16 protein-coding genes are annotated in these 23,509 nt (G+C 63.2%); 9 read left to right on the forward strand and 7 right to left on the reverse strand.

Translation table 11 applies throughout. The features are described 5' to 3' along the window. Window positions 1-115: 115 nt before the first annotated feature. Both ACO07D_RS08115 and ACO07D_RS08120 read right to left on the reverse strand, forming a co-directional pair. A complete protein-coding gene (locus ACO07D_RS08115; RefSeq protein WP_421702442.1) occupies window positions 116-1,216 on the reverse strand; it encodes a CaiB/BaiF CoA transferase family protein in 1,101 nt (366 codons plus the stop codon). Next, window positions 1,209-2,366 carry an acyl-CoA dehydrogenase family protein gene (locus ACO07D_RS08120; RefSeq protein ID WP_421702443.1) on the reverse strand — a complete coding sequence of 386 codons (1,158 nt, stop codon included), beginning with the start codon at window positions 2,364-2,366 and terminating at the stop codon, window positions 1,209-1,211. Before ACO07D_RS08120 ends, ACO07D_RS08115 begins: the two co-directional genes overlap by 8 nt. A 248-nt stretch (window positions 2,367-2,614) precedes the next feature. Here ACO07D_RS08120 and ACO07D_RS08125 point away from each other — a divergent pair, with 248 nt between their 5' ends. Continuing rightward, window positions 2,615-4,720, forward strand: coding sequence for a YjbH domain-containing protein (locus ACO07D_RS08125; protein ID WP_421702444.1), 2,106 nt, complete (start codon window positions 2,615-2,617; stop codon window positions 4,718-4,720). Next, entirely contained in the window at window positions 4,717-5,433 is a 717-nt protein-coding gene (locus ACO07D_RS08130; protein ID WP_421702445.1) for a YjbF family lipoprotein, read from the forward strand. Before ACO07D_RS08125 ends, ACO07D_RS08130 begins: the two co-directional genes overlap by 4 nt. Window positions 5,434-5,553: 120 nt before the next feature. On the opposite strand, the gene ACO07D_RS08135 is transcribed toward ACO07D_RS08130, so the two are convergent. Then, window positions 5,554-5,778 (reverse strand): hypothetical protein, encoded by a 225-nt coding sequence (locus tag ACO07D_RS08135; RefSeq protein ID WP_421702446.1) that lies wholly within the window; start codon window positions 5,776-5,778, stop codon window positions 5,554-5,556. Between the two features lie 154 nt (window positions 5,779-5,932). Continuing rightward, on the reverse strand, window positions 5,933-6,541 hold the full coding sequence (locus ACO07D_RS08140; protein ID WP_421702447.1) for a CAP domain-containing protein: 609 nt from the start codon (window positions 6,539-6,541) through the stop codon (window positions 5,933-5,935). Window positions 6,542-6,730: 189 nt separating this feature from the next. Between ACO07D_RS08140 and ACO07D_RS08145 the strand changes: the two genes are divergently transcribed. The 6 genes from ACO07D_RS08145 to ACO07D_RS08170 all read left to right on the forward strand — a co-directional run bounded on the left by ACO07D_RS08145 (window position 6,731) and on the right by ACO07D_RS08170 (window position 15,811). Next, complete coding sequence (locus ACO07D_RS08145; RefSeq protein ID WP_421702448.1) at window positions 6,731-8,077, forward strand: UDP-glucose dehydrogenase family protein; 1,347 nt, start codon at window positions 6,731-6,733, stop codon at window positions 8,075-8,077. An 87-nt stretch (window positions 8,078-8,164) separates the two neighbouring features. Next, complete coding sequence (locus ACO07D_RS08150; RefSeq protein ID WP_421702449.1) at window positions 8,165-10,648, forward strand: glycosyltransferase; 2,484 nt, start codon at window positions 8,165-8,167, stop codon at window positions 10,646-10,648. A 39-nt stretch (window positions 10,649-10,687) separates the two neighbouring features. Next, window positions 10,688-11,566: a class I SAM-dependent methyltransferase gene (locus ACO07D_RS08155; protein ID WP_421702450.1), complete on the forward strand. Its 879-nt coding sequence runs from the start codon at window positions 10,688-10,690 to the stop codon at window positions 11,564-11,566. 5 nt (window positions 11,567-11,571) lie between these two features. Next, window positions 11,572-12,324, forward strand: a complete 753-nt coding sequence (locus ACO07D_RS08160; protein WP_421702451.1) for a sulfotransferase family protein — start codon at window positions 11,572-11,574, stop codon at window positions 12,322-12,324. 129 nt (window positions 12,325-12,453) lie between these two features. Continuing rightward, on the forward strand, window positions 12,454-13,338 hold the full coding sequence (locus ACO07D_RS08165; protein ID WP_421702452.1) for an HAD family hydrolase: 885 nt from the start codon (window positions 12,454-12,456) through the stop codon (window positions 13,336-13,338). A 7-nt stretch (window positions 13,339-13,345) separates the two neighbouring features. After that, on the forward strand, window positions 13,346-15,811 hold the full coding sequence (locus tag ACO07D_RS08170) for a glycosyltransferase family 2 protein (RefSeq protein ID WP_421702453.1): 2,466 nt from the start codon (window positions 13,346-13,348) through the stop codon (window positions 15,809-15,811). 24 nt (window positions 15,812-15,835) lie between these two features. Here ACO07D_RS08170 and ACO07D_RS08175 read toward each other — a convergent pair whose 3' ends face one another. Further along, complete coding sequence (locus ACO07D_RS08175) at window positions 15,836-19,120, reverse strand: calcium-binding protein (protein ID WP_421702454.1); 3,285 nt, start codon at window positions 19,118-19,120, stop codon at window positions 15,836-15,838. Between the two features lie 426 nt (window positions 19,121-19,546). On the opposite strand from ACO07D_RS08175, the gene ACO07D_RS08180 reads away from it, so the two are divergent. Further along, window positions 19,547-21,568 (forward strand): M10 family metallopeptidase C-terminal domain-containing protein, encoded by a 2,022-nt coding sequence (locus tag ACO07D_RS08180; RefSeq protein WP_421702455.1) that lies wholly within the window; start codon window positions 19,547-19,549, stop codon window positions 21,566-21,568. Window positions 21,569-21,644: 76 nt separating this feature from the next. Here ACO07D_RS08180 and ACO07D_RS08185 read toward each other — a convergent pair whose 3' ends face one another. Continuing rightward, a complete protein-coding gene (locus tag ACO07D_RS08185) occupies window positions 21,645-22,646 on the reverse strand; it encodes a glycosyltransferase family 2 protein (protein ID WP_421702456.1) in 1,002 nt (333 codons plus the stop codon). Window positions 22,647-22,650: 4 nt separating this feature from the next. Beyond that, window positions 22,651-23,445, reverse strand: coding sequence for an ABC transporter permease (locus ACO07D_RS08190; protein ID WP_421702457.1), 795 nt, complete (start codon window positions 23,443-23,445; stop codon window positions 22,651-22,653). Window positions 23,446-23,509 lie beyond the last annotated feature (64 nt).

Consider the following 23,509-nt stretch of genomic DNA (forward strand, 5'->3'; position numbering starts at 1 on the left):
CGGGGCGCCTCACGCTTTCATCTTTCCGCAAATATCCCGGGGGTCTGGGGGTCTGGCCCCCCAGCACCGCGACGTCGAGGAGAGTGCCAAAGGCACTTGAGGAGACGGCGCAACCTCAGGCGATTTGCGACCACCTGTCCAGCAGCGCGCCGTAGTCGGCGGGCTGTCTTTCCTCCCCGACCACGGCCTTGCCCGGCGTGTCGCTCAACACCGGCGCGGGCGCGGGTTGGGGCACCTCGGCGAGTGTGACAAAGGTCCCGCGCGCCGCGTTGTGCGGATGGGCCGGGGCCTCGGCTAGGGTCAGGACTGGCATCGTGCAGGCATCCGTGCCCTCGAAGGTCTTGGCCCAATCATCGCGGCTCTTCTCCAAGAAGCGCGCCGCGAAAGCCTCGCGCAGCTGTGGCCAGCCGGTGACATCCATCTGCGCGGGCAGGTCCGCCCCATCCAGCCCCAGCAGGCGCACCAGTTCCGCATAGAACTTTGCCTCCAATGCGCCCACGGCCATATGCCCGCCGCAGGCGCATTCATAGCAGCGGTAGAAGGGGGCGCCGCCGTCCAGCAGGTTTGCCTCGCGCGCATCGACCCACAGGCCTGAGCCATACATTGAGTACATCATCGCCATCAGATGCGCGGCGCCGTCGGTAATTGCGCAGTCGACCACCTGACCCTTGCTCGAGCGCCCCGCCGCGTGCACAGCGGCCAGCAACCCCGCGACCAGGTACATTGCCCCACCGCCGAAGTCGCCGACCAGGTTCAGGGGTGGCACGGGCGCCTCGCCGCCGATGGCGTGCAGCGCGCCTGACAGGGCGATGTAGTTGATGTCATGCCCGGCGGAATGCGCCAGTGGGCCGGTCTGGCCCCAGCCGGTCATGCGGCCATAGACCAGACGCGGGTTAGAGGCCTCGAACGCCTCCGGCCCCAGGCCCAGGCGTTCCATCACGCCGGGGCGCATGCCTTCGATCAGCATGTCGGCTCGGTCAATAAGCGCGCGGGCCTTCGCTTGATCCTCGGGCGCCTTCAGGTCCAACGCCACGAAACCCCGTCCGCGGTTCAGCACGTCCACCTTCTGGGGGATCAGCGGTTTCAGCCCGGGCCGTTCGATGCGCACCACCTCGGCGCCCATATCCGCCAGCCACATCGCGGCGAAAGGCGTGGGGCCGAGGCCGGCGATCTCGACCACACGCAGATCGGAGAGGGGGCCGTGCCGTTCAGACATCAATGGACCTTGCAATCAGCTCCTTCATGATCTCGTTCGTGCCGCCATAGATCATCTGCACCCGCGCATCGGCATAGAGCCGGGCAATCGGGTATTCCATCATGTAGCCATAGCCACCGAACAGCTGCAGGCATTCATGCATGATCTCATTCTGGACCTCGGAGCCATAGTATTTCGCCATCGAGGCGGTGGGCGCGTCCAGCGTGCCGTCGATCAGTCGGGCGATGCAGTCGTTGACGAAGCTGCGCAGAACCTCGGCCTTGGTCTTGCACTCCGCCAGCTTGAACCTCGTGTTCTGGAAATCCATCACCCGCTGGCCGAAGGCCTTGCGGTCCTGCGTATAGGCCACGGTCTGTTCCAGCGCGAAGTCGATGGCGCCAAGCGCTTGGATCGCAATCAATAGCCTCTCCCAGGGCAGTTGTTTCATCAGTTGATAGAAGCCCTGTCCTTCCTCATCGCCCAACAGGTTGGTCAGCGGCACTTTCACATCTTCATAGAACAGCTCTGAGGTGTCATTGGCCTTCATGCCCAGCTTCTTCAGGTTCTTGCCACGGCTGAACCCTTCGCATTTGTCAGGCTCGACCACGATCAGCGAGATGCCCTTCGAGCCACCCTCATCCCCGGTCTTGGCGACGGTAATGATCAGGTCGGCGGCCTGGCCGTTGGTGATGAATATCTTCGATCCGTTGATCTTGTACTGATTGCCATCCTTCTCGGCGCGCGTGCGCACCGCTTGCAGATCCGATCCGGTCGACGGTTCAGTCATGGCAATCGCACCAACGATCTCGCCGGAGGCCAGACCGGGCAGCCAACGCGCCTTCTGCTCGTCGGTGCCATAGGCGGTGATGTAATGGGTCACGATGGACTGGATGCCATAGCCCCAGCCGCAGTCGCCGGTACGGGTCTGTTCATAGATGGTGATCGACTCGAACCCCATGTCGCCGCCCGCGCCGCCGAACTCCTCGGGCGTGGCGCCGCCCATGATCCCGGCCTGTCCGGCGGTGTGCCAAAACGACCGGTCAACAATGCCCTGGTCGACCCAGCGCTCGATATTGGGGGTCAGCTCGTCGGCATAGAAACGGTTGGCCATGTCGGCGAACATGCGGTGTTCATCGCTGACCCAGGCGGCGGATTGGGTGAAAAGAGACATGGCGCCCTCCAGGAAGATCTTTTGCCCGACTATAGGCCGCCGATGGGTCCGCGCCGGTGTAACGTGACGTTACGGGCGCGGGTCGCGACGCTAGGTCATCTGCGCTCTGTCAGCGGGCGCTGCGTGACCTTTCGGCAAAATCTCGCAACATTCCTGCCAAAACGACTGCCCAAAGCCTGCCGCTTGGTATATTGCGGTGAGAATTGAGGGCAGAGCGTATGGTCATGAGACACTCCAGGCGAATTCTGATGGGCGGGGCTGCTGTCATGGCTCTGGTGGTGCCGGCGCACGTGTCGGCGGAACGCTCCACGGTGTCTACCGCCTTCTCGCTGAATGGCGCGCCGGGCCTGATCGACCTCCCCACGGCTGAAGTCGCCCCGGACAGCACCTTTTCGGTGACCTATGGCACCTTTGGTCCGATGTCGCATGCCACGTTGAGCTTTCAGATCACCCCACGCCTCAGTGGCAGCTTCCGCTATTCGGGGGTTGATGACCTGTTCGCGGGCGCACCGGATGTGAATGGCGTTTATCGTGACCGCAATTTCGACCTGCGGTTCCGCTTGATTGACGAGGGGAAATACACCCCGGCTGTGTCCATCGGTCTGAACGATTTCCTGGGCACCGGGATCTATTCCAGCGAGTATATTGTGGCCACCAAATCCATCGGCCCACGCCTGCGGGTGACCGGTGGGCTCGGCTGGGGGCGCTTGGGCAGCCTGGATCCAATCGGCGCGACCGGGACGCGGCCCGACAATGACTATGGTGAGGGTGGAAAACCCAACTGGGACCAGTGGTTCCGTGGTGATTTTGCGCTATTCGGCGGCGTGTCCTATGCGATCAACGACAAGCTGACCTTCAAGGCGGAATACAGTTCCGATGCCTATGCGCTGGAAGAAACCGAAGGCGTCTATACCCGCGAGAGCCCGTTCAACTTCGGGCTGGATTACCAGGTGACCGAGGGGCTGAACGTTGCGGCCTACTACCTCTACGGCACCACGATCGGGGCCTCGGTCACGCTGATGATGAACCCGCGCAGACCCGCTGCGCGCAGCGGCTGGGAGGAAGCGCCACAATCGGTCAGACCACGCCCGTCGCGTGCCTCAAACCCAGAGGCCTGGGGCACCGATTGGATCGCCGACCCCGAAGCCCGTCCCGGCATACAGGAGGCCTTGGCCGAGGCGCTGGCCCGCGAAGGTCAGGTGCTGGAGGCAATGTCGCTGACCGCCACCCGGGCCGAACTGCATGTGCAGAACACACGGTTCAATTCGCCTGCTCAGGCCATCGGCCGTACGGCGCGCATCCTGACGCGCGGTCTGCCCGCCTCGGTCGAAACCTTCGTCATCGTCCCGGTTGAAAACGGCGTGCCATTGTCCGCCGTGGTGTTGCAACGGTCTGACCTTGAAGCGCTGGAGCACGCACCCTCGTCCGACATCTATGGCCGCGCGACGATTGCCGATGCCGTCGCGCTGCGCGATGGCGGCCCCGATCCGGTGACAACCCCAGGGCTCTTCCCACGATTTTCTTGGTCCCTGACACCCTACACTGTGTTGGGCCTGTTCGGCGCCGACACCTCTTTCGCAGGCGAGATTGGCGCGCGCCTTGGGGCGAGCTATGAGTTCACCCCTGGCCTGGTCCTTTCAGGCGCGGTCACCAAGCGCTTTGCGGGCAATCTGCATGACGATCCATGGGTCAGTAGCTCGGTCCTGCCGCATGTTCGCTCCGACGTCGGTGAATATCACCGACATGGCGATCCTTCGATCGAGCATCTGACCCTGTCCTGGTATGGTCGCCCCGGCCGCGACCTCTACAGCCGCGTGACGGTAGGGTATCTTGAGACGATGTTCGCGGGCGTCTCGGGTGAGCTCCTGTGGAAGCCGGTCGACAGCCGCCTCGCGGTAGGCGGTGAACTGAACTACGTCTATCAGCGCGATTTCGACCAGCTGTTCGGGGTGCAGGACTATTCGGTCGTGACCGGGCATGTGTCCGCCTACTACGACATTGGCAACGGATTCCAGGCGCAACTGGATGTGGGCCGCTACCTGGCTGGCGATGTGGGCGCGACTCTGGCGGTGGACCGTGTCTTTGCCAATGGCTGGAAGGTTGGCGCCTATGCGACCCTGACGGATGTGTCCGCGGAAGACTTCGGTGAAGGTTCTTTCGACAAGGGTATTCGCCTGTCGATTCCGCTGGAATGGGCGCTGGGCACGCCAAGCCGGGCCAGCGTTGATACCGAGATCCGTTCGCTGTCACGCGATGGCGGGGCGCGGCTGTCTGTTGACGGTCGCCTGTTCGACTGGGTGAACGAAGGGCATGGTGATGTCCTGTCCGATCGTTGGGGGAGGTTCTGGCGGTGAAGAACTTGCGAATGACACCACGGCTGACCACGCTAATCGCCGCGCCGATTTTTGCGTCCCTTGCGGCCTGTGGGAGCGACACGTCCAACACCGCGCCCACCCAGGCTTTCCTGGGCGCAATGAAAGGGGCAATCGGGTCGGTCACGGGGGGTAAGGGTCAAACGGCGTCACAGGGCACGACGCAGGCGGGGCTGGACGCGCTGATTGCCCAGGCTCTGGCCGCAACGGATGGTCAGGTCATGATCCTGGGCATCGAATCCTCCAATGTCACGCTTGCCATTGCGCCGGTGACGACGAATGGCGCGGTGGTGACCTGGAAGACCCCGGATCGGCGCAGCTTTGCCTTCAAGCGTGGCGTGCTGGCCGGAACGCGTGGCTTCGGCGAAGACCTGATGTCGATACATGCCGACCCGTCGATTTCACTGATCACCACGCGCCGCACTGGGCGTGTTCCGCGGGTGAATCACTACCTCAGCGGGCTGGGCTACAGCTCTACCCTATCGCTGGACTGCGTCATTTCTGGCGGGGCCAGCGAACGCATGATTGTCGGACAGATCAACACGGTCACGACCCATTTGACCGAGACCTGTCAGCGCGACGGGCTTGTGGTCGAGAACCAGTATTGGGTCGATGCGCGCGGCAAGATACTGCGCTCGCGTCAATGGGTAAGCCAGGGGTTGGGATATATCGTGACCCAGCAATTGCGCCCCTGAAACGCCGCAGAGCGCTCTTGATCATTGATGGATCCGAAAAAGAAAACGGCAGGCAAATCGCCTGCCGTCTCTGAATTCTTGTTTGCGCCCGCCAGACGGCGATCGCATGGCCGAGGCCGATTATTCGGCGGTGCCACCGCTCGACGAGCTGCTGCTGGCCGCGGCCACGGCAACGGCAGCGCCACCCAGCAGGAGCAGCAGCGGCAGCGAGCCAACCGACGAACCCGGATCGGAAATGACGATCACTTCGTCTTCTTCAGCGGGCACGGTGTAGCTGCCGGCAAAGGCCGTCGAGGCCGACAGGGCCAGCGTGACGGCGGCGATAACGGTCGTCGCTTTTTTCATGGTTCATACTCCATAACAGGGTCTATCAGGATGCCAACAGGCGGTCCCATCAGCTTCTTCATTACACAGATTGTCAAATCTGCAAAGGGTTTGTTCCCGAGTGGCAAGGGTTTGCCACTTGAAATCGAGCCTTGTTGTGCAGGGGCCACAGGGTTCAGCCCACGAAATTCTGGGTCAGATACACGGTGCCACAGTATTCTGCGCGCCCATTGTAACCCGCGCCAGCCCCCATGAACTTCACCTGACGGTTCAGGATATTGGCGCGGTGCTTGGGGGAGTTCATCCAGTTGCCGACCGCCGCGCGGGCCAGCGAGGCATAGCTGTGCGGCGGCAAAGGCTGACCGGCCTGATTGGTGAATTGGCAGCTGCCCCTGGTCAGAAACACCACCCGGTCGATCTGGTAATAATGCACCATGCCGATGTTCTCGGCCCCGGTGCGGAACTTGACACCCGACCGTTTCAACCGCTGGGTCAGCGTGTTCGATCCCTTGTGCGACAGCCTGGCGGCGCGGGCCATCCACTTGCTGTGCCCGGCGGCGGTTCTGGTCAGGCGCGGTTCCGGTTTCAGGGCGCGCAGGCCCTTGCGGCAGCGCTCGTAGTTCACCTCCGACAGGATTGCGGCGTCCAGCAGGGCCTGGTTGATCCGGCCTGCGGGCACCTGCGCCTCTGCGCCGGGCACGTTGGCACGGTTGCAGCGGGCCTCGGCACCGGAGGCGGCAGTCATCAACAGCGCGCCCAACAGCAGCGCGCCAAGTTTGGTCATTTGGCGTTTCATGGCAATCTGTCCCGTTTGTCTGCTCATTGGCCTGTGTTACACATGAATTGGGCAGGGTTTTGGCAGATTGTCGATCATGCGGAAACAGTCCGTTGACAGGGTCGGCGGGATGCCGCATGCCCGGGACAACCGGGCCGAGAGTGAACCGGTCGGAAGAGCAGGCAAGAGGGCAGCATCATGAAGATAGCGATGATCGGGACGGGTTATGTTGGGCTTGTCTCTGGGGTTTGTTTTTCGGATTTCGGGCATGAGGTTGTCTGCGTTGACAAGGATCCGGCGAAGGTGGCGATGTTGGAGCGGGGCGAGGTGCCGATCTATGAGCCCGGGCTGGATGAGCTGATGGCCAAGAATGTCGCCGCCGGGCGGCTCAGTTTCACCGGTGATCTCAAGGCCGCGGTCGATGGCGCCGAGGCGGTGTTCATTGCCGTCGGCACGCCCACCCGGCGCGGCGATGGTCATGCGGACCTGACCTATGTCTTTGCCGCCGCTGAAGAAATCGCCGCGGCGATCACCGATTACACCGTCGTCGTGACCAAATCCACCGTGCCCGTCGGCACCAACCGGCGCGTGAAGCAGATCATTCACAAGGCCCGACCGGAGCTTGATTTCGACGTCGCCTCGAACCCCGAATTCCTGCGCGAGGGCGCGGCGATCGATGATTTCATGCGCCCCGACCGGGTGGTCGTCGGCGTGCAGACGCCGCGCGCCGGTGAGGTGATGGACGAGATCTACCGCCCGCTGTTCCTGCGCGATTTTCCCGTCGTGACGACCGATCTGGAATCGGCCGAGATGATCAAATACGCGGCCAATGCCTTCCTTGCCACGAAGATCACCTTCATTAACGAGATCGCCGCGCTGTGCGAACGGGCCGGCGCGGATGTGAAACAGGTCTCGAAGGGGATCGGGCTGGACGGGCGGATCGGCAACAAGTTCCTGCACGCAGGGCCTGGCTATGGTGGCAGCTGTTTCCCCAAGGACACCCGCGCGCTGGCCCGGATCGGCCAGGAGCTGGGCTTGCCGATGCAGATTACCGAGACGGTCATCAAGGTTAACGACGAGATGAAGCGGCGCATGATCGACAAGGTCATGGACCTCTGCGACGGCTCGGTGAACGGCAAGGTGATCGCGGTCCTGGGCGCGACCTTCAAGCCGAACACGGATGACATGCGCGACGCGCCCTCGCTGACGATCATCCCGGCGCTGGTGGGCGGCGGGGCGAAGGTGCGCGTGGTCGACCCGCAGGGGCTCTCCGAGGGCGAGGCGCTGCTGCCCGGCGTGCATTGGGTCGACGACGCCTACAAGGCGGTGCAGAACGCGGATGCGGTGGTGCTTTTGACCGAATGGAACGAGTTCCGCGCGCTGGACCTGAAACGCCTGGCCAAACGCATGACCACCCCGCGCATGGCCGACCTGCGCAACATCTACTCCCCCAAAGACGCAAAACGCGCAGGCTTCCACGCATACACAGCCGTCGGAAGGGGCGGCTTTGAAAAAACCAGCGAGAAGGGCGGCGATGAGGACTGATACGCGATGATGCGCTTTGCGCATTTTTCCCCCGTGGCAAAATATCTGCGGGGCTGCTAGGGCTGAGGAACCAAGACCGAGGACCGTGTGCCCAACCGTATCGTCAACATCATCGCCCGGTTTTCCGACCTGCACTATCGCCTGCAGGGGGTGGGGTTCGACCTCAAGGCGCCGGACGGGCGGCGCCTGGGGCGTGTCGAGCAGCTGCTCTGGATGCGCGGCGGGCTTTGGCTGGAAGGTTGGACCAAGGCGCAGCGGATTTCGGTGGTCTGTCGCGATGCCTCCTCCTCTGCTAGCCCGGACAAGCCGCGCCCGGATGTCGCCGAAGCACTGGGAGAGCCGATTGACGGGGCGGCCGCGACCGGTTTTGCCTTGCGTCATTCTGGGCGCGGTCCGGGCTTGGTTCTGACCCTTGATCTTGACGGTGGCGAGAGCATCAAGCTGTCCTTACCCCGCCAGGCCCTGTGGCGGCGTGCTGTCGCCCGGGCACGTCTGCTGCAGGACATGGTGGTCACGATCTCGGCGGCGCTGCCCCTGGCCCTGCGCTATGCGATCGGCGGGGATGAGCGGCTGCGGGTCGAGCTGAAGCGTGCCTTGCGGCTGGACGGGCTGGATGCGGCGCATATTCTGGATGCGGACCTGTTCGGACCGCCCCCACCGGCCCCGCAGGCGCCGGAGCCGATCACCATCATTTTGCCGGTCTACAACGCCTTCGACCTGCTGCCCGAGGTGCTGGAGCGGGTGCAGACCCACACCGATCTGCCGTTCCGCCTGGTGATCATCGAGGACGCCAGTCCGGACGAGCGCGTGCGCCCCTTCCTGCGGGCCGCCGCCTTGCAGGATTCCCGGTTCGAGCTGCTGGAGAATGAGCAGAACCTCGGCTTCATCGGTTCGGTGAACCGGGGGCTTGCGCGCGCGGTGGAGCTGGGTGGCCATGCGGTCCTGCTGAACTCGGACGCTTTCGTGCCGGTGGGCTGGGCCAGCCGCCTGCTGGCGCCGATCCATGCGGATGCCGGGGTGGCAACGGTCACGCCCATGTCCAATGATGCCGAGATCTTTACCGCCCCTGTGATCTGTCAGCGTCGCGACCTGCCTGCCGGGGCGGCGGATACCATCGACGAGGTGGCGCGCGGTCTGGGCGGCGCGGCGCAGGGCACGGCACCGACCGGCGTAGGGTTCTGCATGGCGATGAACGAGGTTTTCGTTGCGCAACTGCCGACGCTCGACAGTGCCTTCGGACGTGGCTACGGCGAAGAGGTCGACTGGTGCCAGAAGGCCCGTACCCTGGGCGGGCGTCACGTGGCCCAACCACGCCTGTTTGTCGAACATCGCGGCGGCTCCAGCTTCGGCAGCGCCGAGAAGCTGCGCCTGGTGCGCGAGAACAACACCATCATTGCCCGCCGCTATCCCGGCTATGACCGCGAGGTGCAGGGGTTCATTCAAGGCGATCCGCTGATCTCGACCCGCATGGCGCTGGGCCTGGCCTGGCTGGGTGCGGTGGCGGGCGACTGGCCGGTGCCGATCTATCTGGCCCACTCGCTGGCGGGCGGGGCGGATCACTGGCTGGAACGCCAGCTGTGCCGAGATTTGGCAGAGGGGCCGGGCGCGGTGATCCTGCGGGTCGGCGGTGCACTGCGCTGGCGGTTGGAGCTGATTACAGCCGAGGGCCGGACAGAGGCGCTCTGCGAGGATCCGGCGCTGGTCGGGCGGTTGCTGGAGCCGATCGGCCGCCGTCGGGTGGTCTACTCCTGCGGTGTCGGGGATCCGGATCCGGTGTCCTTGCCCGACATCCTGTTGGACTTGGCGGGCAAGGGAGATCGGGTCGAGCTGCTGGTGCATGACTTCTTTCCGATCAGCCCCTCCTACACGCTGCTTGATCATGATGACGTCTTTCGCGGCCCGGTGACTGCCGGGCGGGATGATCTGGCCCATCGCACCCACCGGCTGGACGGCACCCCCGTCAGCCTTGAGGAATGGCAGGCCAGCTGGGGGCGGCTTGTGGCGCGGGCCGATGAGGTGCGCGTTTTCAGCCAGGCCTCGGCAGAGCTGTTGCGCGCCGCCTATCCGGGCGTCGAGCCCGTCGTGTTCCCGCACCATGTGCCGGTGGCATTTGCCCCGTTGGATCCGCCGCAAGATGTCCCTGTTACGATTGCGACCCTGGGCAACCTGAACATCCACAAGGGCGCCGATGTGGTGGCGAAACTGCAGCGGCTGGCCAAGAAGCGGGGCGTGCGCGTGGTGGTTCTGGGCCGGGTGGACCCGTCCCTGCCGATGCCGACCGGGCTGACCGTGCACGGCGCCTATGATCCGGCGCAACTGCCGAACCTGGTCCGGCGCTACGGCATTACCCATTGGCTGATCCCGTCGATCTGGCCCGAGACCTTTTCCTTCACCACCCACGAAGCGCTCGCCACCGGTCTGCCGGTTCTGGGCTTCGATCTGGGCGGGCAGGGCGAGGCCTTGCGTTCGGCAGGAAACGGCCATCCCGTACCGCTCGACCCCTCGGGCACGCCTGCCCAGGCCGTGCTCGACGTTCTTGACACGCTTGCTCATCCCCCGCGTGTACACTAGGACTTCCAACATACACGCTGTCCGCCGAAGGAGGCCCCCTTGTCCGATACCTCGTCCGATACCCGGCAACGTTCCGGCTTCGTGAACCAGATCGAAGAAACGCGTCAGAAGACGCAGTCGCAGCAGGAAGTGCTGAAAGAGGTGACCGACGCCTGCTGGGCGCTGACCGACGACGAGTTGCCGCCGATCGAGTACATCAACAATATCGGGTCGGACAAACCGTCGCATTTCAAGGGCACGATGACGAGCTTCTTCCACGAGTTCGCCACCCGGTTCAAACTGACCCCGGACTCGCGCATTCTGGATATCGGGTCGGGCTGCGGACGTCTGGGCATGCCGTTTTCGAAGTATATCAAGGGCGGCAAGTACTACGGCGTGGATGTGTGGAAAGAGGGCGTGGACTGGTGCAACGAGCACATTGCTGCCTCCAACCCGAATGCCGAATTCCACCACATGGAAGCGGCAAACAACTACTACGCGGATGAATTCGATCCCTCGGTCGAAAACGAGTACACGCTGGGGTTCATCCCGGACAAGGGACTGGACTTCGCCTTCGCGATCTCGGTCTTTACCCACCTGACGCCGAAGGACAGCCAGGATTACCTGACCGAGCTCGGGCGCACCCTGGATGACGAAGGCGCGGCCTTCCTGACCTGTTTCATTATCGACGATTTCTTCTTCCGTCACGTTGATCGCACCGGCATGCATCGGGCGGTGAAGCAGCAGGGCGACAGCGGGTTCTACCAAGCCTATGCGGGGCAGGACTTCTTTGGCGGATACACGCGAAAGTTGTGGGAAGACATGCTGGCCAAGGCCGGTTTGCGCACCATCAGCCACGAGCTGGGCTCCTGGGCCTCTAAACCCGGCGCGCGGGTCTATCAGGACACGTTCATCGTGATGCGGGCCAAGGGCAGGTAAGCAGCATGGCGCACGCCTATCCTGACTTCCTGGTCGTCGGCATGATGAAGGCTGGCACCACCTCGATCCACCGCCACCTGGCGGAGCACCCCCGGGTGATTGAGCCGATCGAGAAGGAGTTGCACTTCTTCACCCGTGACTTTGGCGCGCGGGTGCCGCAAGCGGCTTGGGGGTTGGAATATGGGGAACAGTTGGGCCTGGCGGGATGTGTGCCACAGGAGGGGTATCTGACTGGTGAGGCCTCGCCCAGCTACATTGCCGTGCCCGAGCGCATTCACGCCTTCAACCCGAACTGCAAGATCATCATCGCCCTGCGCGAGCCCGTCTCGCGCGCCGTGTCACAACTGCGCCAGTATCACGCCCATGATTTTCGCGGGGCAGAGGACGGTTTCACGGCGCAATATGACACCGATGAGCTGGCCAATCTGGATGCGGTGATCGACAGCACCTACCTGCCGCGTCTCAAACGCTGGTTCGCCACCTTCCCGCATGAGCAAATTGCCCTGGTCAATTTCGAGGCCTTTACCCGCGAGCCGCAGCTGGTGATGAACCGCCTGTTCCGGTGGCTGGGGCTGGACGTCAAGGTCATCCGTGAAGAGTTTCGCGGCGCCAAGACCGACGTCCATTATGATGAAAGCGTGATCCGTTCGCGGCTGGAACAGCACTTCGCCCCGCTGCGTGGGCAGGTTGCCGCCGAGATTGCGGGGAAAAATCTATTCCTCGTCCCAGATGACCCGTCGCAATTTAACAATTATTAGCAAATTTAAGTCAGTTTCAGCGTAACCACCCAGCTCGGCAGCCCGGCCAGAATGGCCCGGAGCGTCGGGTCAGGTAGCGACACAACAGCCCGGCCAGAATGGCGGGGCGTCACAGAGGACGACGATGGCATGAACGCGCCCGTCACAACCTTCCACCGCTTCGATGCGTTGGAAGACCGCCTGACCGAAGCGCCCGATCGTGTGGCGCTCTACGCCGATGCCGGTTTTGCCGCGATGCTGACCGACCGGCTTGACCACCTGCTGAAACGCCCCGACATGATCCTCTCGCTCGACGTGTTCGACACCCTGCTGTTGCGTGACAACAGCGCGGAGGTGACGCGGTTTGTTGAGTTCGGCGCGGCGATGGCCGATGTTGCGCAGGGTGCCGGGGTCGATGTGGATGCCGACACCGCTTTCCTTGCACGCCACCGTGGCACGCGCGCGAGCTATCGCACGACCCGCGCGGTCAACGGGTGCCGTGAAGGGTCTCTGAGTGAGATCCATCGCGTCGCCTCGCGCCTTTTGGTCGGTGACGACCGTCTGACCGCTGATTTCATCGCTGCCGAACTGGCGGCGGAACAGCGCCGCCTGACCGTGAACCCTGCACTGGCCGCCTATGTCGCCGAATTCAAGGCGCGTGGTGGGCGCGTGGCGTTGGTGTCCGACATGTACATGCATCGCGCGCAGATCCTGACCCTGCTGACCGGGGCCGGAGTGGACATGGATCAGGTGGACCTGCTGATCTCCTCCGCTGATACCAAGGTGACCAAGGGATCGGGCGGGATCTTCCCGCTGGTCGAAGAGGCGCTGGGCGCCACGCCCGATCAATTCGTACACTTGGGCGACAGTTTCCGCGGCGACGTGCGCCAGCCCCGCCTGCGCGGCTGGGCCGCCCAGTTCCTGCCCCTGTCACGCACAGACGTCGTCGCGCGTCAGGCTGACCATAAAACCACGATGGCGGATTTGAGCAGCCGCCTGGGTTTCGCCCCCAAAATCGCCATGCCAAAAGGGTGACGGAGCAATGATGAACCACGTAGATATTCGCCCCGACCAGACCTCCCGGCCGGCCCCCTCGGCCCTGACGCGACGCCTCGGGCGCGAGGTGCTGGGCCCGGTGATGCACCGCTGGATGCTGGCCCTGCATGACCAGATTTGCCAGCTCGACGATGGCGACACGGCCTTTCTGTTCTGCGCCCGTGCGGGCCTGCGTATTCAACGGCTCTACGAGCTCTGGCTCGAAGGGCAGGAGCAGGCACATTGGGCGCGCACCCGCATGTTCTGGATCTCGCGCGTGTCGATCTGCAAGGGCATCTGGGCGCGTGAGCCGGAGCGCGCAGGTGCTGTCTTCGCCCGCGAATATCACGACACCGACATGGGCGCGCTGGTGCGCGGCTTGCTGCGCCACAACCCGGATCGTCTGAAGGGATTGCAGCTGGATGGGCTGCCCGGCGCGGGAGGTTTTGTCGATTGGATCCGTGAGAAAGGACCGGCGCAGGACGTGCTACGCGACTATCTGCGCGATTGCGGCCCGGCGCTGGACGGCACCCTGGCCGAGGTCGCAGGGGGTGCGAAACGCGTCGTGCTGATCGACAGCGGCTGGCAGGGAACCGCGCAATCTCTGCTGAATCAGGCCTACCCAGATCGCGAATGGATGGGGCTGTATTTTGGCCGCATGTTGGGGCCCCATCATGATCCGCTGATTGCCCAGGATGTGGTCGGGCTGATGTTCGAACGCAATGGTTTCGACCCCGACCAACCGACCAGCGCCGTGACCGCGCACCACCACGTGATCGAAACCCTGCTGGAGCCTAATGGCCCTTCGGTCGAGGAACTGCCGCACGGTCCCTTTGCCGACGTGGCGCAAGGCCTGATCGACGCCAACCGCGCCGCGCCGGTCGACCCGGTGTCCGATGCGCTCTGGCTGGAAGTCGAGGCCTGGATTGCTGCCCGCGCAAGTGACCCCGTGGCCCAGGTCATGGCCCGCGCCACCGAGGCGGAAGGTGAGCTTGCTCGCCTGCTGATCACCCCCAGCCGCGATGAGGCTCTGGCGCTGGTTTGCAAGGACCGGTCTGCCGACTTTGGCAAGGCGCTGGAAGTCCCGGTGCTGGTGGATCCTGACAGCCCCGATCATGTCGATTTCGCCCATCGCCAGGCCGACGCGCTGTGGAAACCCGGCCAGATCGCGCTGGAGCTTTCCGGCAACCAGGCCCGTGATGCGCAGCTGCGCTCGGTCGGGCAGGAGCCGCCCAACCCGCACACCCGCGCGACGGGGAGTGGTCAGGTTCCGGCAGCGGATGCCGATCCCGAGGCGCAACCGGCCGAGTCCGAACCGCCCCTGGTTGCGATCATTACCCGCACCAAGGACCGCCCGATCCTGCTGGAACGCGCCGCCGAAAGCGTCGCGGCGCAGAGCTGGACCAACTATCTCTGGGTGGTGGTCAATGACGGCGGCGACCGTGCCCCGGTCGAGAAGGTCATCGAAAACAGCGGCGTCGACCCGCGCAAGGTGCGCCTGGTGTCAAACTCCGATAGCCTGGGGATGGAGGCGGCCTCGAACGCTGGCATCCGCAGCGTCGACAGCGACTATGTGGTGATCCACGATGACGACGACAGCTGGACACCGGAGTTCCTGGAAAAAACCGTTGCCTATCTCGAAGGCCCGATGGGCGCACGCTATGGCGGGGTGATCACCAAGAGCGTCTACGTCTCGGAAGAGATCCTGGATGACGAGGTGGTGATTCACGAACGCCGCCCCTATCAGGATTGGGTGCGCAACGTCGAGTTCGCCGAGATGGCCTGCGGCAACTTCTTCCCGCCCATCGCCTTCCTGTTCCGTCGCAGCGTCTATGATACGGTTGGCGGCTACAATGAAAGCCTGCCGGTGTTGGGGGATTGGTTCTTCAACCTCGAGTTCCTGCTGGAAGCCGATATCGGCATGCTCCACGAGCCTCTGGCGCTTTATCACCACCGTGACCGGGTGTTCGGGCGCACCGGGCTTTACTCCAACTCGGTCATTGGCGGCCATTCGAAACACGTGGAATTCGCCGCCGTGGTCCGCAACGAGTTCCTGCGGCGCCATTCGAATTCCAATGTTGCCGCGCTGGCGCTGGCGATGGGCTACATGAACATCGACACGCGCGGGCGGTTGAACAACCTTGCTCATGGCCGCCCTGCGGGACCGGTCGAAAGCGCCTCGGTCGAAACGCTGGAGCGCCTGACCCTGGTGGCTCAGGTCAATGGGGTCGCCGCGCGGCGCTGGTGGATGTTCTGGTGCCGCCAGACCCCGCTGGATCCGCAGGCGGATTGGGATCAGATCGCCAAGGCGATCCGGTGCCTGCGCATGAAGGTGCCTGTGCCCGCCAGCTGGGATGATGCCGGATATCTGGCGCGCAACCCGGATGTGGCGAGCGTGCTGCGCGACGGCAAGATCAGCTCGGGCTACGAACACTACGTACGCTGGGGTCGTGCCGAGGGGCGCGAGCGCTGACGCGCTCGGCCGACCTATCCCGCCTCAGACCAGGTAGATCGCGCCTTCGAGATCGGACAGGTCCGTCACGCCCTTGATCGTCACGGTGCAATCAGGGCCAAAGTCGAACACGATATCGCTGCCCACGACCTGGGCATAGGCCAGGATCTGGGCTTCGGTGCGTGAACCGCCGCCCCAGATTGCGTCGTCGAACATCAGCTTGTCCCATTCCGAAGCGTCGAAGTCGCTGACCACATCGTGGCCGTTGGGGTTGAAGACGAACTTGTCCGCCCCGCCGCCGCCGACCATCGTATCGCTACCTTCGCCGCCATGCAGGAAGTCGTTGTAATCGCCGTCGCCGCCGATCATGACATCGTCGCCACCGCCGCCGTACAAAATGTCATGACCCGCCCGGCCGTTCAGCGTATCGTCCCCCCAGCCGCCGCTGAGCACGTTCTTGCCCGCGTCCCCGGTCAAGGTGTCGGCCCACCAGGACCCCCAGAGGTTCTCAATCGAGTCATAGGTGTCACCCGTCGCGCCGCCAGATGCATGGCCAGTTTCCAGGTTGACCACGACCCCGCCTTCGAGGTTGTCCGTATAACAGGCTGTGTCATTTCCTGCGCCGCCGATATAGACGTTGTCGCCCGCGCCGCCCAGCATCCAGTCATTGCCGCCACCGCCGTCCAACGTGTCATTTCCGGCCCCGCCGGACAGGAAATCCTTGCCGTCGCCCCAGCCACCGGTCAGCGTGTCATTGCCATCGCCACCTTCCAGGTGGTCGTCACCTTCACGCCCATCGATCACGTCATTACCGGCCCCGCCACGCAGGTCGTTTGCGCCGCTGTCGCCAATCAGCGTGTCATTGCCGGTTGAGCCGATGATGTTTTCGACATTGACGATCACGTCGCCCCAGGCGCCGCCCCAGGTCGTGCCCGAGGTCAGGTTGATACCGACCGCGCCCAGTGGGTCGTCTTCGTATGTCACGGTGTCGATCCCGTCGCCGCCGTCCATGTGATCCAGCCCGGCGCCGCCATTCAGCGTGTCGTTGCCTTCCCCACCATATAGCGCGTCGTCATAGGAGCCCCAGCCGCCAATCAGAACATCATTGCCGCTGCCGCCATAAAGGATGTCATCGCCCTGGCGTCCGTCCAGCGTGTCATCGCCGCCATCGCCGGTCAGCGTATTGTCGCCCAGACTGCCGCTGATCGCGTCCGAAAAATCGGTGCCGATCACGTTCTCGATCGAACTCAGGACGTCCCCGGTGGCGCTGCCCCAGACAACGCCGCTGTCCAGGACCAGGCCGATCCCGGAGGTCATGCCGTCGTAGGAGGCCGTGTCCACACCTTCGCCGCCATCCAATATGTCCGAACCTTCGCCGCCGTTGAGCGTATCATCGCCTTCGCCGCCGATCAGCGTGTCGTTCCCACCGTTTCCGCTGAGCTGGTCGTTGCCCTCGGCGCCGTCCAACCGGTTGGAACTGTCATCGCCAAGAAGCGTGTCGCCGAACTGCGAGCCAGTCAGGTTCTCGATATTGGTCAGGGTGTCGCCTTGCGCGCCATCCCATCCCTGGCCGGTGGCCAGGGAGACACCGACACCGGCCCAGGCCCCTTCGTAACTGGCCGTGTCATTGCCCGCCCCGCCGTCCATGTCGTCGCCACCCTCACCGCCGATCAGAGTGTCGCTGCCGCCATTGCCGATCAGCGTGTCATCGCCCAGCTTGCCGACAAGCTCGTCCGAGGAGCCGGTGCCGACCAGCGTCGTCGGCATGTAGTCGTAGACCACCGGCGGGCGATCCAGCACCAGGATCTGGCTGGTGGGGAAATCAGTCGCCGTCAGCGGCTGGCCGTTGGTCGAGTGAATCTCGATCTCTTCACCTCGGAAGCTGATGATACAGCCATAGCCGGTCGGGGTAATGTTCAGTTGCGACGTGTCATAGAGGAAGTTGAACCCGGTCAGGTCCAGGCTGTCGCGGGCTGGGTCAAAGTCGCGAATGATGTCGCGTTCGCCATCCGCGGTCAGCACAAACAGGTCATTGCCTGCCCCGCCGTTCATGTCATCCTCGCCCGCGCCGTCATTCAGGATGTCATCGCCCGCGCCACCGTACAGCACGTCATCGCCACCACCGCCTGCAACCATGTCGTCGGCTGCGGTGCCGGTCAGCGTATTGTCGCCCGCGTCTCCGTAGGTCACATCGCCCAGATTGCCGGTGTCAAAGGACAGCTGCGTAACCCCCGACTCGCTTTCCGAGGAAGCGTAGATCTGCAGCTGGCCGTTCACGTCCTGCACCGTCAGCGCAGCGACGTTCTGCAGCGCCGTGGCCATGGTGTCTTCGATGCTGTCCAGCAACACCAGCTGCCCGTCGGGCAGAACGGTAAAGATCGAAATCCCGTCATCACCGCCGCCCACCAGGACGAATGTGTGGCCATTGACGTCGACCACCTCCAGCTCGGTCACCGCGTCGAAACGGGTGTTGAGATTGTCGATCACATGGTCGACCGCGGTCAGGCTGCCGTCGGGCTGGATCTTCATCACGGTCAGTGACGAGCTGCCCGCCGAGGCGACGATCACATAGGATTGGTCGGCGATGCAGAGACATTCGATGGCAGTCGGGTTCGAAATGCCGATCCCGTCCGCCGCCCCCGCGATGTCGATCAGCGTCGGCGTGCCATTGGCATCCAGCTGATAGATCGCGACGCCCTGGTGCAGGTTGGTGGCGGCCACGAGGTAGCTGTTGCCATGCGCCTCGACCGAGGCGAAATCGACGATATCGATCCCCTCGGGCAACTCCGCCTGAGTGGTCTGATCGCTGCGCAGCTGCATTTGCTGCTGGTTCGTCAATTGATATTGCGCAAGCCCCGTCGTGCCGACATTGGCGGTATAGACATAGTCGGTGCCGTCCACTCTCACCGTATGCAACGAGTTGACCTGCCCGCCCGCGCCCGTGCCGCTCCAGCTCAGGGCCTGGGCATTCCCCAGGTTGTCGCCACCCAGAAGACGGTGACCGGTAAGTTCTTCGTCCATTTGCCCATAGGAGACGAGATAGGTCGCACTGCCATCGGTGACCAGCTCGACCCGAGCGTCACCGGATTGCAGTTGGCTGTTGGTATAGGCGATCTGATCGACCATGGTGGTCTGGCCACCGGTGCCGATCTCCATCACCATGGCGCCGCCTTCCGCGCCCGTGGTCGTATAAAGGTAGGTTTTTCCGCCCTCGTGGCGCACGGTCATGTCCGTCACGCCGATAGCGTGGTTCAACTCGGCCCCGTCATGGGTCGTCACATGCGTAATCTTGGCCACCCCGAAACCCTTTCCCTCGAACAATTCACTCATGCGGACCTGGCTCACCCGTGCCGCGTCCGGCAGATCCGGCTCACCCGTGCCATGTCTGCGAGATCGAGAATGCTGCCAATTCGTTAACGCGCGCTTTGCGGAATGTGGTGGGAATTGGGCGGTTCGTTACAATGCGATTGGATAGGTTGGTGCCGGGTACGGCGAATGCGCGCCGATCCCCTTGCGGCATTGACCTTTCGGCTTGCCCGACTCCCTTGCCGCGATAGATTGAACCTGAAACTTGGCGGATGTTCATACCTTCGAGCGGTACTCATTCCGAAAGACGATCTCACATCGGGAACCCGATCTGCTGTGGCAGTTCGGCAAGGGTGCCTCAAACTGTCCGGAGATTGCACAAGGTCGCCATAGAATTGCCCGAAACGCGGCTACACTGCCGCTAAACAGGACCGAGTAGGACAAACAGACATGTGCCAGCTTTGTGTTGCAGACAAGACTTTCAATTCGGATGATATTGCAGGGAGCGAGACGTTTGATGGCTCGGCCTCCCTGCCCACCTATAGCTATGACCAGATCGCGGATTACCTGCACACGGGCTACTGGGCCTCGCAGGGGTATTCCGGCGCGCGTTTCAATGTATCCCCGGGCGGTACGCTGTATTTCAACGTGACCGACCTGCCAGCGGCCGAGAAGTATTTTGCCCGCGCGGCAATGGAATCCTGGGCCAATGTCACTGGCATCAATATGGTCGAAACCTCGTCGGCCAGCGCCGATATTACCTTTGTGAATGATGATACTGGCGGCGCCTATGCCAACTGGTCGTCAATCGGCGGCTTTATCACCAGCTCGACGGTGAATATTCCGACCTGGTGGATTTCTGGCGACGAGTATGAGCTCGACAGCTATTCGTTCCAGACCTACATCCACGAAGTCGGCCATGCGCTGGGCCTGGGCCATGCGGGCCCCTACAATGGCAGTGCGAGCTATTCCCAGAGCGGTTCCGGCGACAATGTCTACCTGAACGATAGCTGGCAGGCGACTGTCATGTCCTATTTCAGTCAGACGGAAAATACTTCTGTTACAGGAAGTTACTCCTATGTCGTTACGCCCATGATTGCCGATATCCTGGCGGTGCATGACCTGTATGGCGCGCCCTCCACGGTGAATACGGGCGATACGGTCTACGGTGCCAATTCGACGGCGGGGGGGTACCTGGACGACCTGAGCAGCTCGACCAACTCGATTGCCATGACGGTCTACGACAATGGTGGCACCGATACGATTGATATGAGCTTTTCCGGCGCGAACCAGAATATCACGCTGGAGGACGAGACCGCCTCGGATGTGGCCGGTGGCATTGGCAACCTGTTCATCGCCCGCGGGGTCGAGATCGAAAATGCGATCGGCGGCTCAGGCAATGACACCTTGACCGGCAACGCGCTGAACAACGAGCTGTCGGGCGGCAACGGGTCGGACGATCTGAACGGTGGCGCAGGCGACGACACGCTGCGCGGCGGGGCCGGGGCGGATGACATGGACGGCGGCACCGGGACGGATACCGCAAGCTATGATGACATCACCTCGGGCGGCATCGGCGTGAATCTGGGCGCAAACACGGCCTGGGGCGCGGCTTCGGGTGACACGTTTACTTCGATCGAGAACCTCACCGGCACTGATTTCGGCGACACGCTGATCGGTGACACCGGCGCCAACACGATCCAGGGCGGCGACGGCAATGATGTGCTCGACGGGCGCCAGGGGGATGACACGCTGGAAGGCGGCGAGGGCAATGACACGTTGCGCGGTGGCTGGGGGGCGGGCAACGATACCCTTGTCGGCGGCGAAGGTAACGACACGCTGGAAGGCGGCGACGGCAACGACATCCTCTCCGGCGGCACGGGCGCGGACCATCACGACGGTGGCGCCGGGTCGGATTACATCGACTATCGCGACATCGACGGCGGCGGGATCGGGATCAACATGATCGCGGGCTCGTCCTGGGGGAAATCCGCGGGCGACACGTTTACCTCGATCGAGAACGTCTGGGGCTCACTCTACAGTGACAAGATCGTCGGCACCGATGACCGCAACTTCCTGATCGGCGGCGGCGGCCATGACAATGTCGAGGGCCGGGGTGGCAATGACGTGATCTATGGCGGCTGGGGTCACGATGTGCTGGATGGTGGCAACGGCAATGACTATCTGAACGGCGGCCATTACAACGACACCTATACCGGCGGGGCCGGGGCGGACACGTTCGTGTTCCACCAGCACGCCGATACGATCACCGATTTCGATGCCTCCGAAGGGGATATGGTCGCCTTCGACGATTACCGCTGGGGCGGTGGCCACAAGACCGATGCGGAGCTGCTGGCCTATGCCACGGTGGTGGATGGCAACCTGGTGTTCGACTTCGGCAATGGCCACACGCTGACCCTGACCGGGGTGACCGATGAGAGCGAGTTGGAGGGGCAGATGGCGATCGTTTGATCGATCTGAACCGGGACAGATTCAGAACGCCGCTCCGGTCCGGGGCGGCGTTTTCTGTTTGGCGCTGTGATGGCGGTCAGATCTTGCGGCGCATCATCGCCCAGAAGACAAACAGGGACTGGAACCGCCCCTGGCGGCGCACCCCGGCACGCCAGACATCATGCAGGGCGCGCAGGCGATTGCCCTGGCTGCGCCGGGCCATGATCGCAACGTTCTCGCGATGCTGCGGTGTCAGCAACCTGCCGTTTTGCTCCAGCGCTGCCAGATTGCGGTTGATCGACTGCTGAAACACCGATTTGCGCACCATGTCGAGCCGCTTGATCGAGCCACGCAGCGTGTTCGGCGTGCCAAGCGCGTTGCGCCCGTGCTGGCGATAGAGAACCGTCGGCTGTTCGTCGAACTCAACCTGGGCGCCAGCCCCGCTGAGCAGAAGGTAGAGCCACCAGTCGTGAAAGGGCACATCCGGTCCAGGCCCGGCATGGCGCACCAGCTCCAAGGCCTCCGGGTTCAACAGCAAGGTGTTGCCCGCCATCACGTTCTGCACCAGCGCATTGCCGAAGGAGGGCGGGCGTCGCAGCCCGCGCGACAGGCCCATGGGGGCCAACCCATCGTCGACCAGGCGTGTGCGGCTGCCATACAGCACCGGCACCTCGCCATGCGCAGCTTCGCACGTCGCGACGCGGGCCAGGCCGCGGCTCAGCCGATCTGCCAGCCAGACGTCATCCTGGTCGGACAGGGCCACGAAACAATCGGCTGGCAGTTCCGGGCGGCACAGCAGTGACAGATAGTTTGCAGCATGCCCGCGCCCGACACCGTCGAACAGGCGCACTTCGCGTTCCGGATTGGCCAGGATGAACTCCTGCAGGATGCGGCGGGTTGCATCGGTGGAATGATCATCGCTGACCCAGAGCGACCAGTCATCGTGATCCTGCGCCAGAAAACTGTCGAGCTGTTCCCGCAGATGCGCCGCGCCGTTGAAGGTGCACAGCAAGATGCGCACATGGGTCCGCGCACGCAGCGTGGGGCCGCGCAGGGCGACATCCAGGGTCTGCTTGGGATGGAGCGGGTGCATGTTCATGGGGTTACTCGTTCACGATATCCCGATGGTGTCGGCCCAGGAACATGAGGCCCAGGAACAGGCACGCAAGGCCGAACCCATAACAGTAGCTGAAAGAAACATAGTCCGGTTCATAGGTCGCGTAAATCCCGCGTCTCATCTGCCCCACGATATGCACAATAGGGTTAAACCAAAGATAATCCTGGAACGGTTGGGGCACGTCCTCGAAGCGGAAGAAAATGCAGGACATGATGAACATCGGCCGGTTCAGGATCACCCAGATGCGGCTCCAGGCGGGCAGGCGCCAGTAAAGATAGCAGTTCAACGTGCCGACGCCGGTGGCCAGAAGAATGGCCATGCCCAGGGCCAGCAGGATGGCCGGGAAGTCCAGAATGACATTGACATCATAGAACCCGATGATCCCGCTCAGGATGATCGTGAAGACCATCGCCTGGGTCAGCGTGTTCAGCAGTACCCGCGCCAGGATTGCGTCCACGAAGGTCACCCCTGGATAGAACAGCAGTTGCTTGGAGAAGCCAATCGACCGGCCAACCTTGCTGGACAATTCATTGTACATCGAGAACGGCAGCATTCCCGAGGCGTAGAAAAGGGCGAAATTGTCGCCCAATGAGGGGGAGCGCAGGGCTATGGAAAAGACGACGGTCAGCAGAACGACTCCGCCGATCGGTTCGGCAATGGCCCAGAAATAACCAGCGGCGTTTCTTCCATAGGTTGAGGACATTTCGCGCAGCATCAAGGCCATGATGGTCCGACCCGTGCGGATCGGCACGGCGCGTGTTGCACTCTGTGTCTGCTCCATCCGTTCGTGTCCCTGCGAACTGGAATTCCTGACGGGCCTCTGTTAGGTCTGAGCCCACAAGATA

Source organism: Aliiroseovarius sp., assembly GCF_965228805.1.
Lineage (GTDB): Bacteria > Pseudomonadota > Alphaproteobacteria > Rhodobacterales > Rhodobacteraceae > JASBTN01.

Coding starts and splice junctions, on each gene's coding strand:
- ACO07D_RS08185 (WP_421702456.1), bottom strand. CDS start 22,646: ATGAACATGCACCCGCTCCATCCCAAGCAGACCCTGGATGTCGCCCTG.
- ACO07D_RS08190 (WP_421702457.1), bottom strand. CDS start 23,445: ATGGAGCAGACACAGAGTGCAACACGCGCCGTGCCGATCCGCACGGGT.
- ACO07D_RS08175 (WP_421702454.1), bottom strand. CDS start 19,120: ATGAGTGAATTGTTCGAGGGAAAGGGTTTCGGGGTGGCCAAGATTACG.
- ACO07D_RS08125 (WP_421702444.1), top strand. CDS start 2,615: ATGGGCGGGGCTGCTGTCATGGCTCTGGTGGTGCCGGCGCACGTGTCG.
- ACO07D_RS08145 (WP_421702448.1), top strand. CDS start 6,731: ATGAAGATAGCGATGATCGGGACGGGTTATGTTGGGCTTGTCTCTGGG.
- ACO07D_RS08165 (WP_421702452.1), top strand. CDS start 12,454: ATGAACGCGCCCGTCACAACCTTCCACCGCTTCGATGCGTTGGAAGAC.
- ACO07D_RS08135 (WP_421702446.1), bottom strand. CDS start 5,778: ATGAAAAAAGCGACGACCGTTATCGCCGCCGTCACGCTGGCCCTGTCG.
- ACO07D_RS08120 (WP_421702443.1), bottom strand. CDS start 2,366: ATGTCTCTTTTCACCCAATCCGCCGCCTGGGTCAGCGATGAACACCGC.
- ACO07D_RS08180 (WP_421702455.1), top strand. CDS start 19,547: ATGTGCCAGCTTTGTGTTGCAGACAAGACTTTCAATTCGGATGATATT.
- ACO07D_RS08160 (WP_421702451.1), top strand. CDS start 11,572: ATGGCGCACGCCTATCCTGACTTCCTGGTCGTCGGCATGATGAAGGCT.
- ACO07D_RS08140 (WP_421702447.1), bottom strand. CDS start 6,541: ATGACCAAACTTGGCGCGCTGCTGTTGGGCGCGCTGTTGATGACTGCC.
- ACO07D_RS08115 (WP_421702442.1), bottom strand. CDS start 1,216: ATGTCTGAACGGCACGGCCCCCTCTCCGATCTGCGTGTGGTCGAGATC.
- ACO07D_RS08170 (WP_421702453.1), top strand. CDS start 13,346: ATGATGAACCACGTAGATATTCGCCCCGACCAGACCTCCCGGCCGGCC.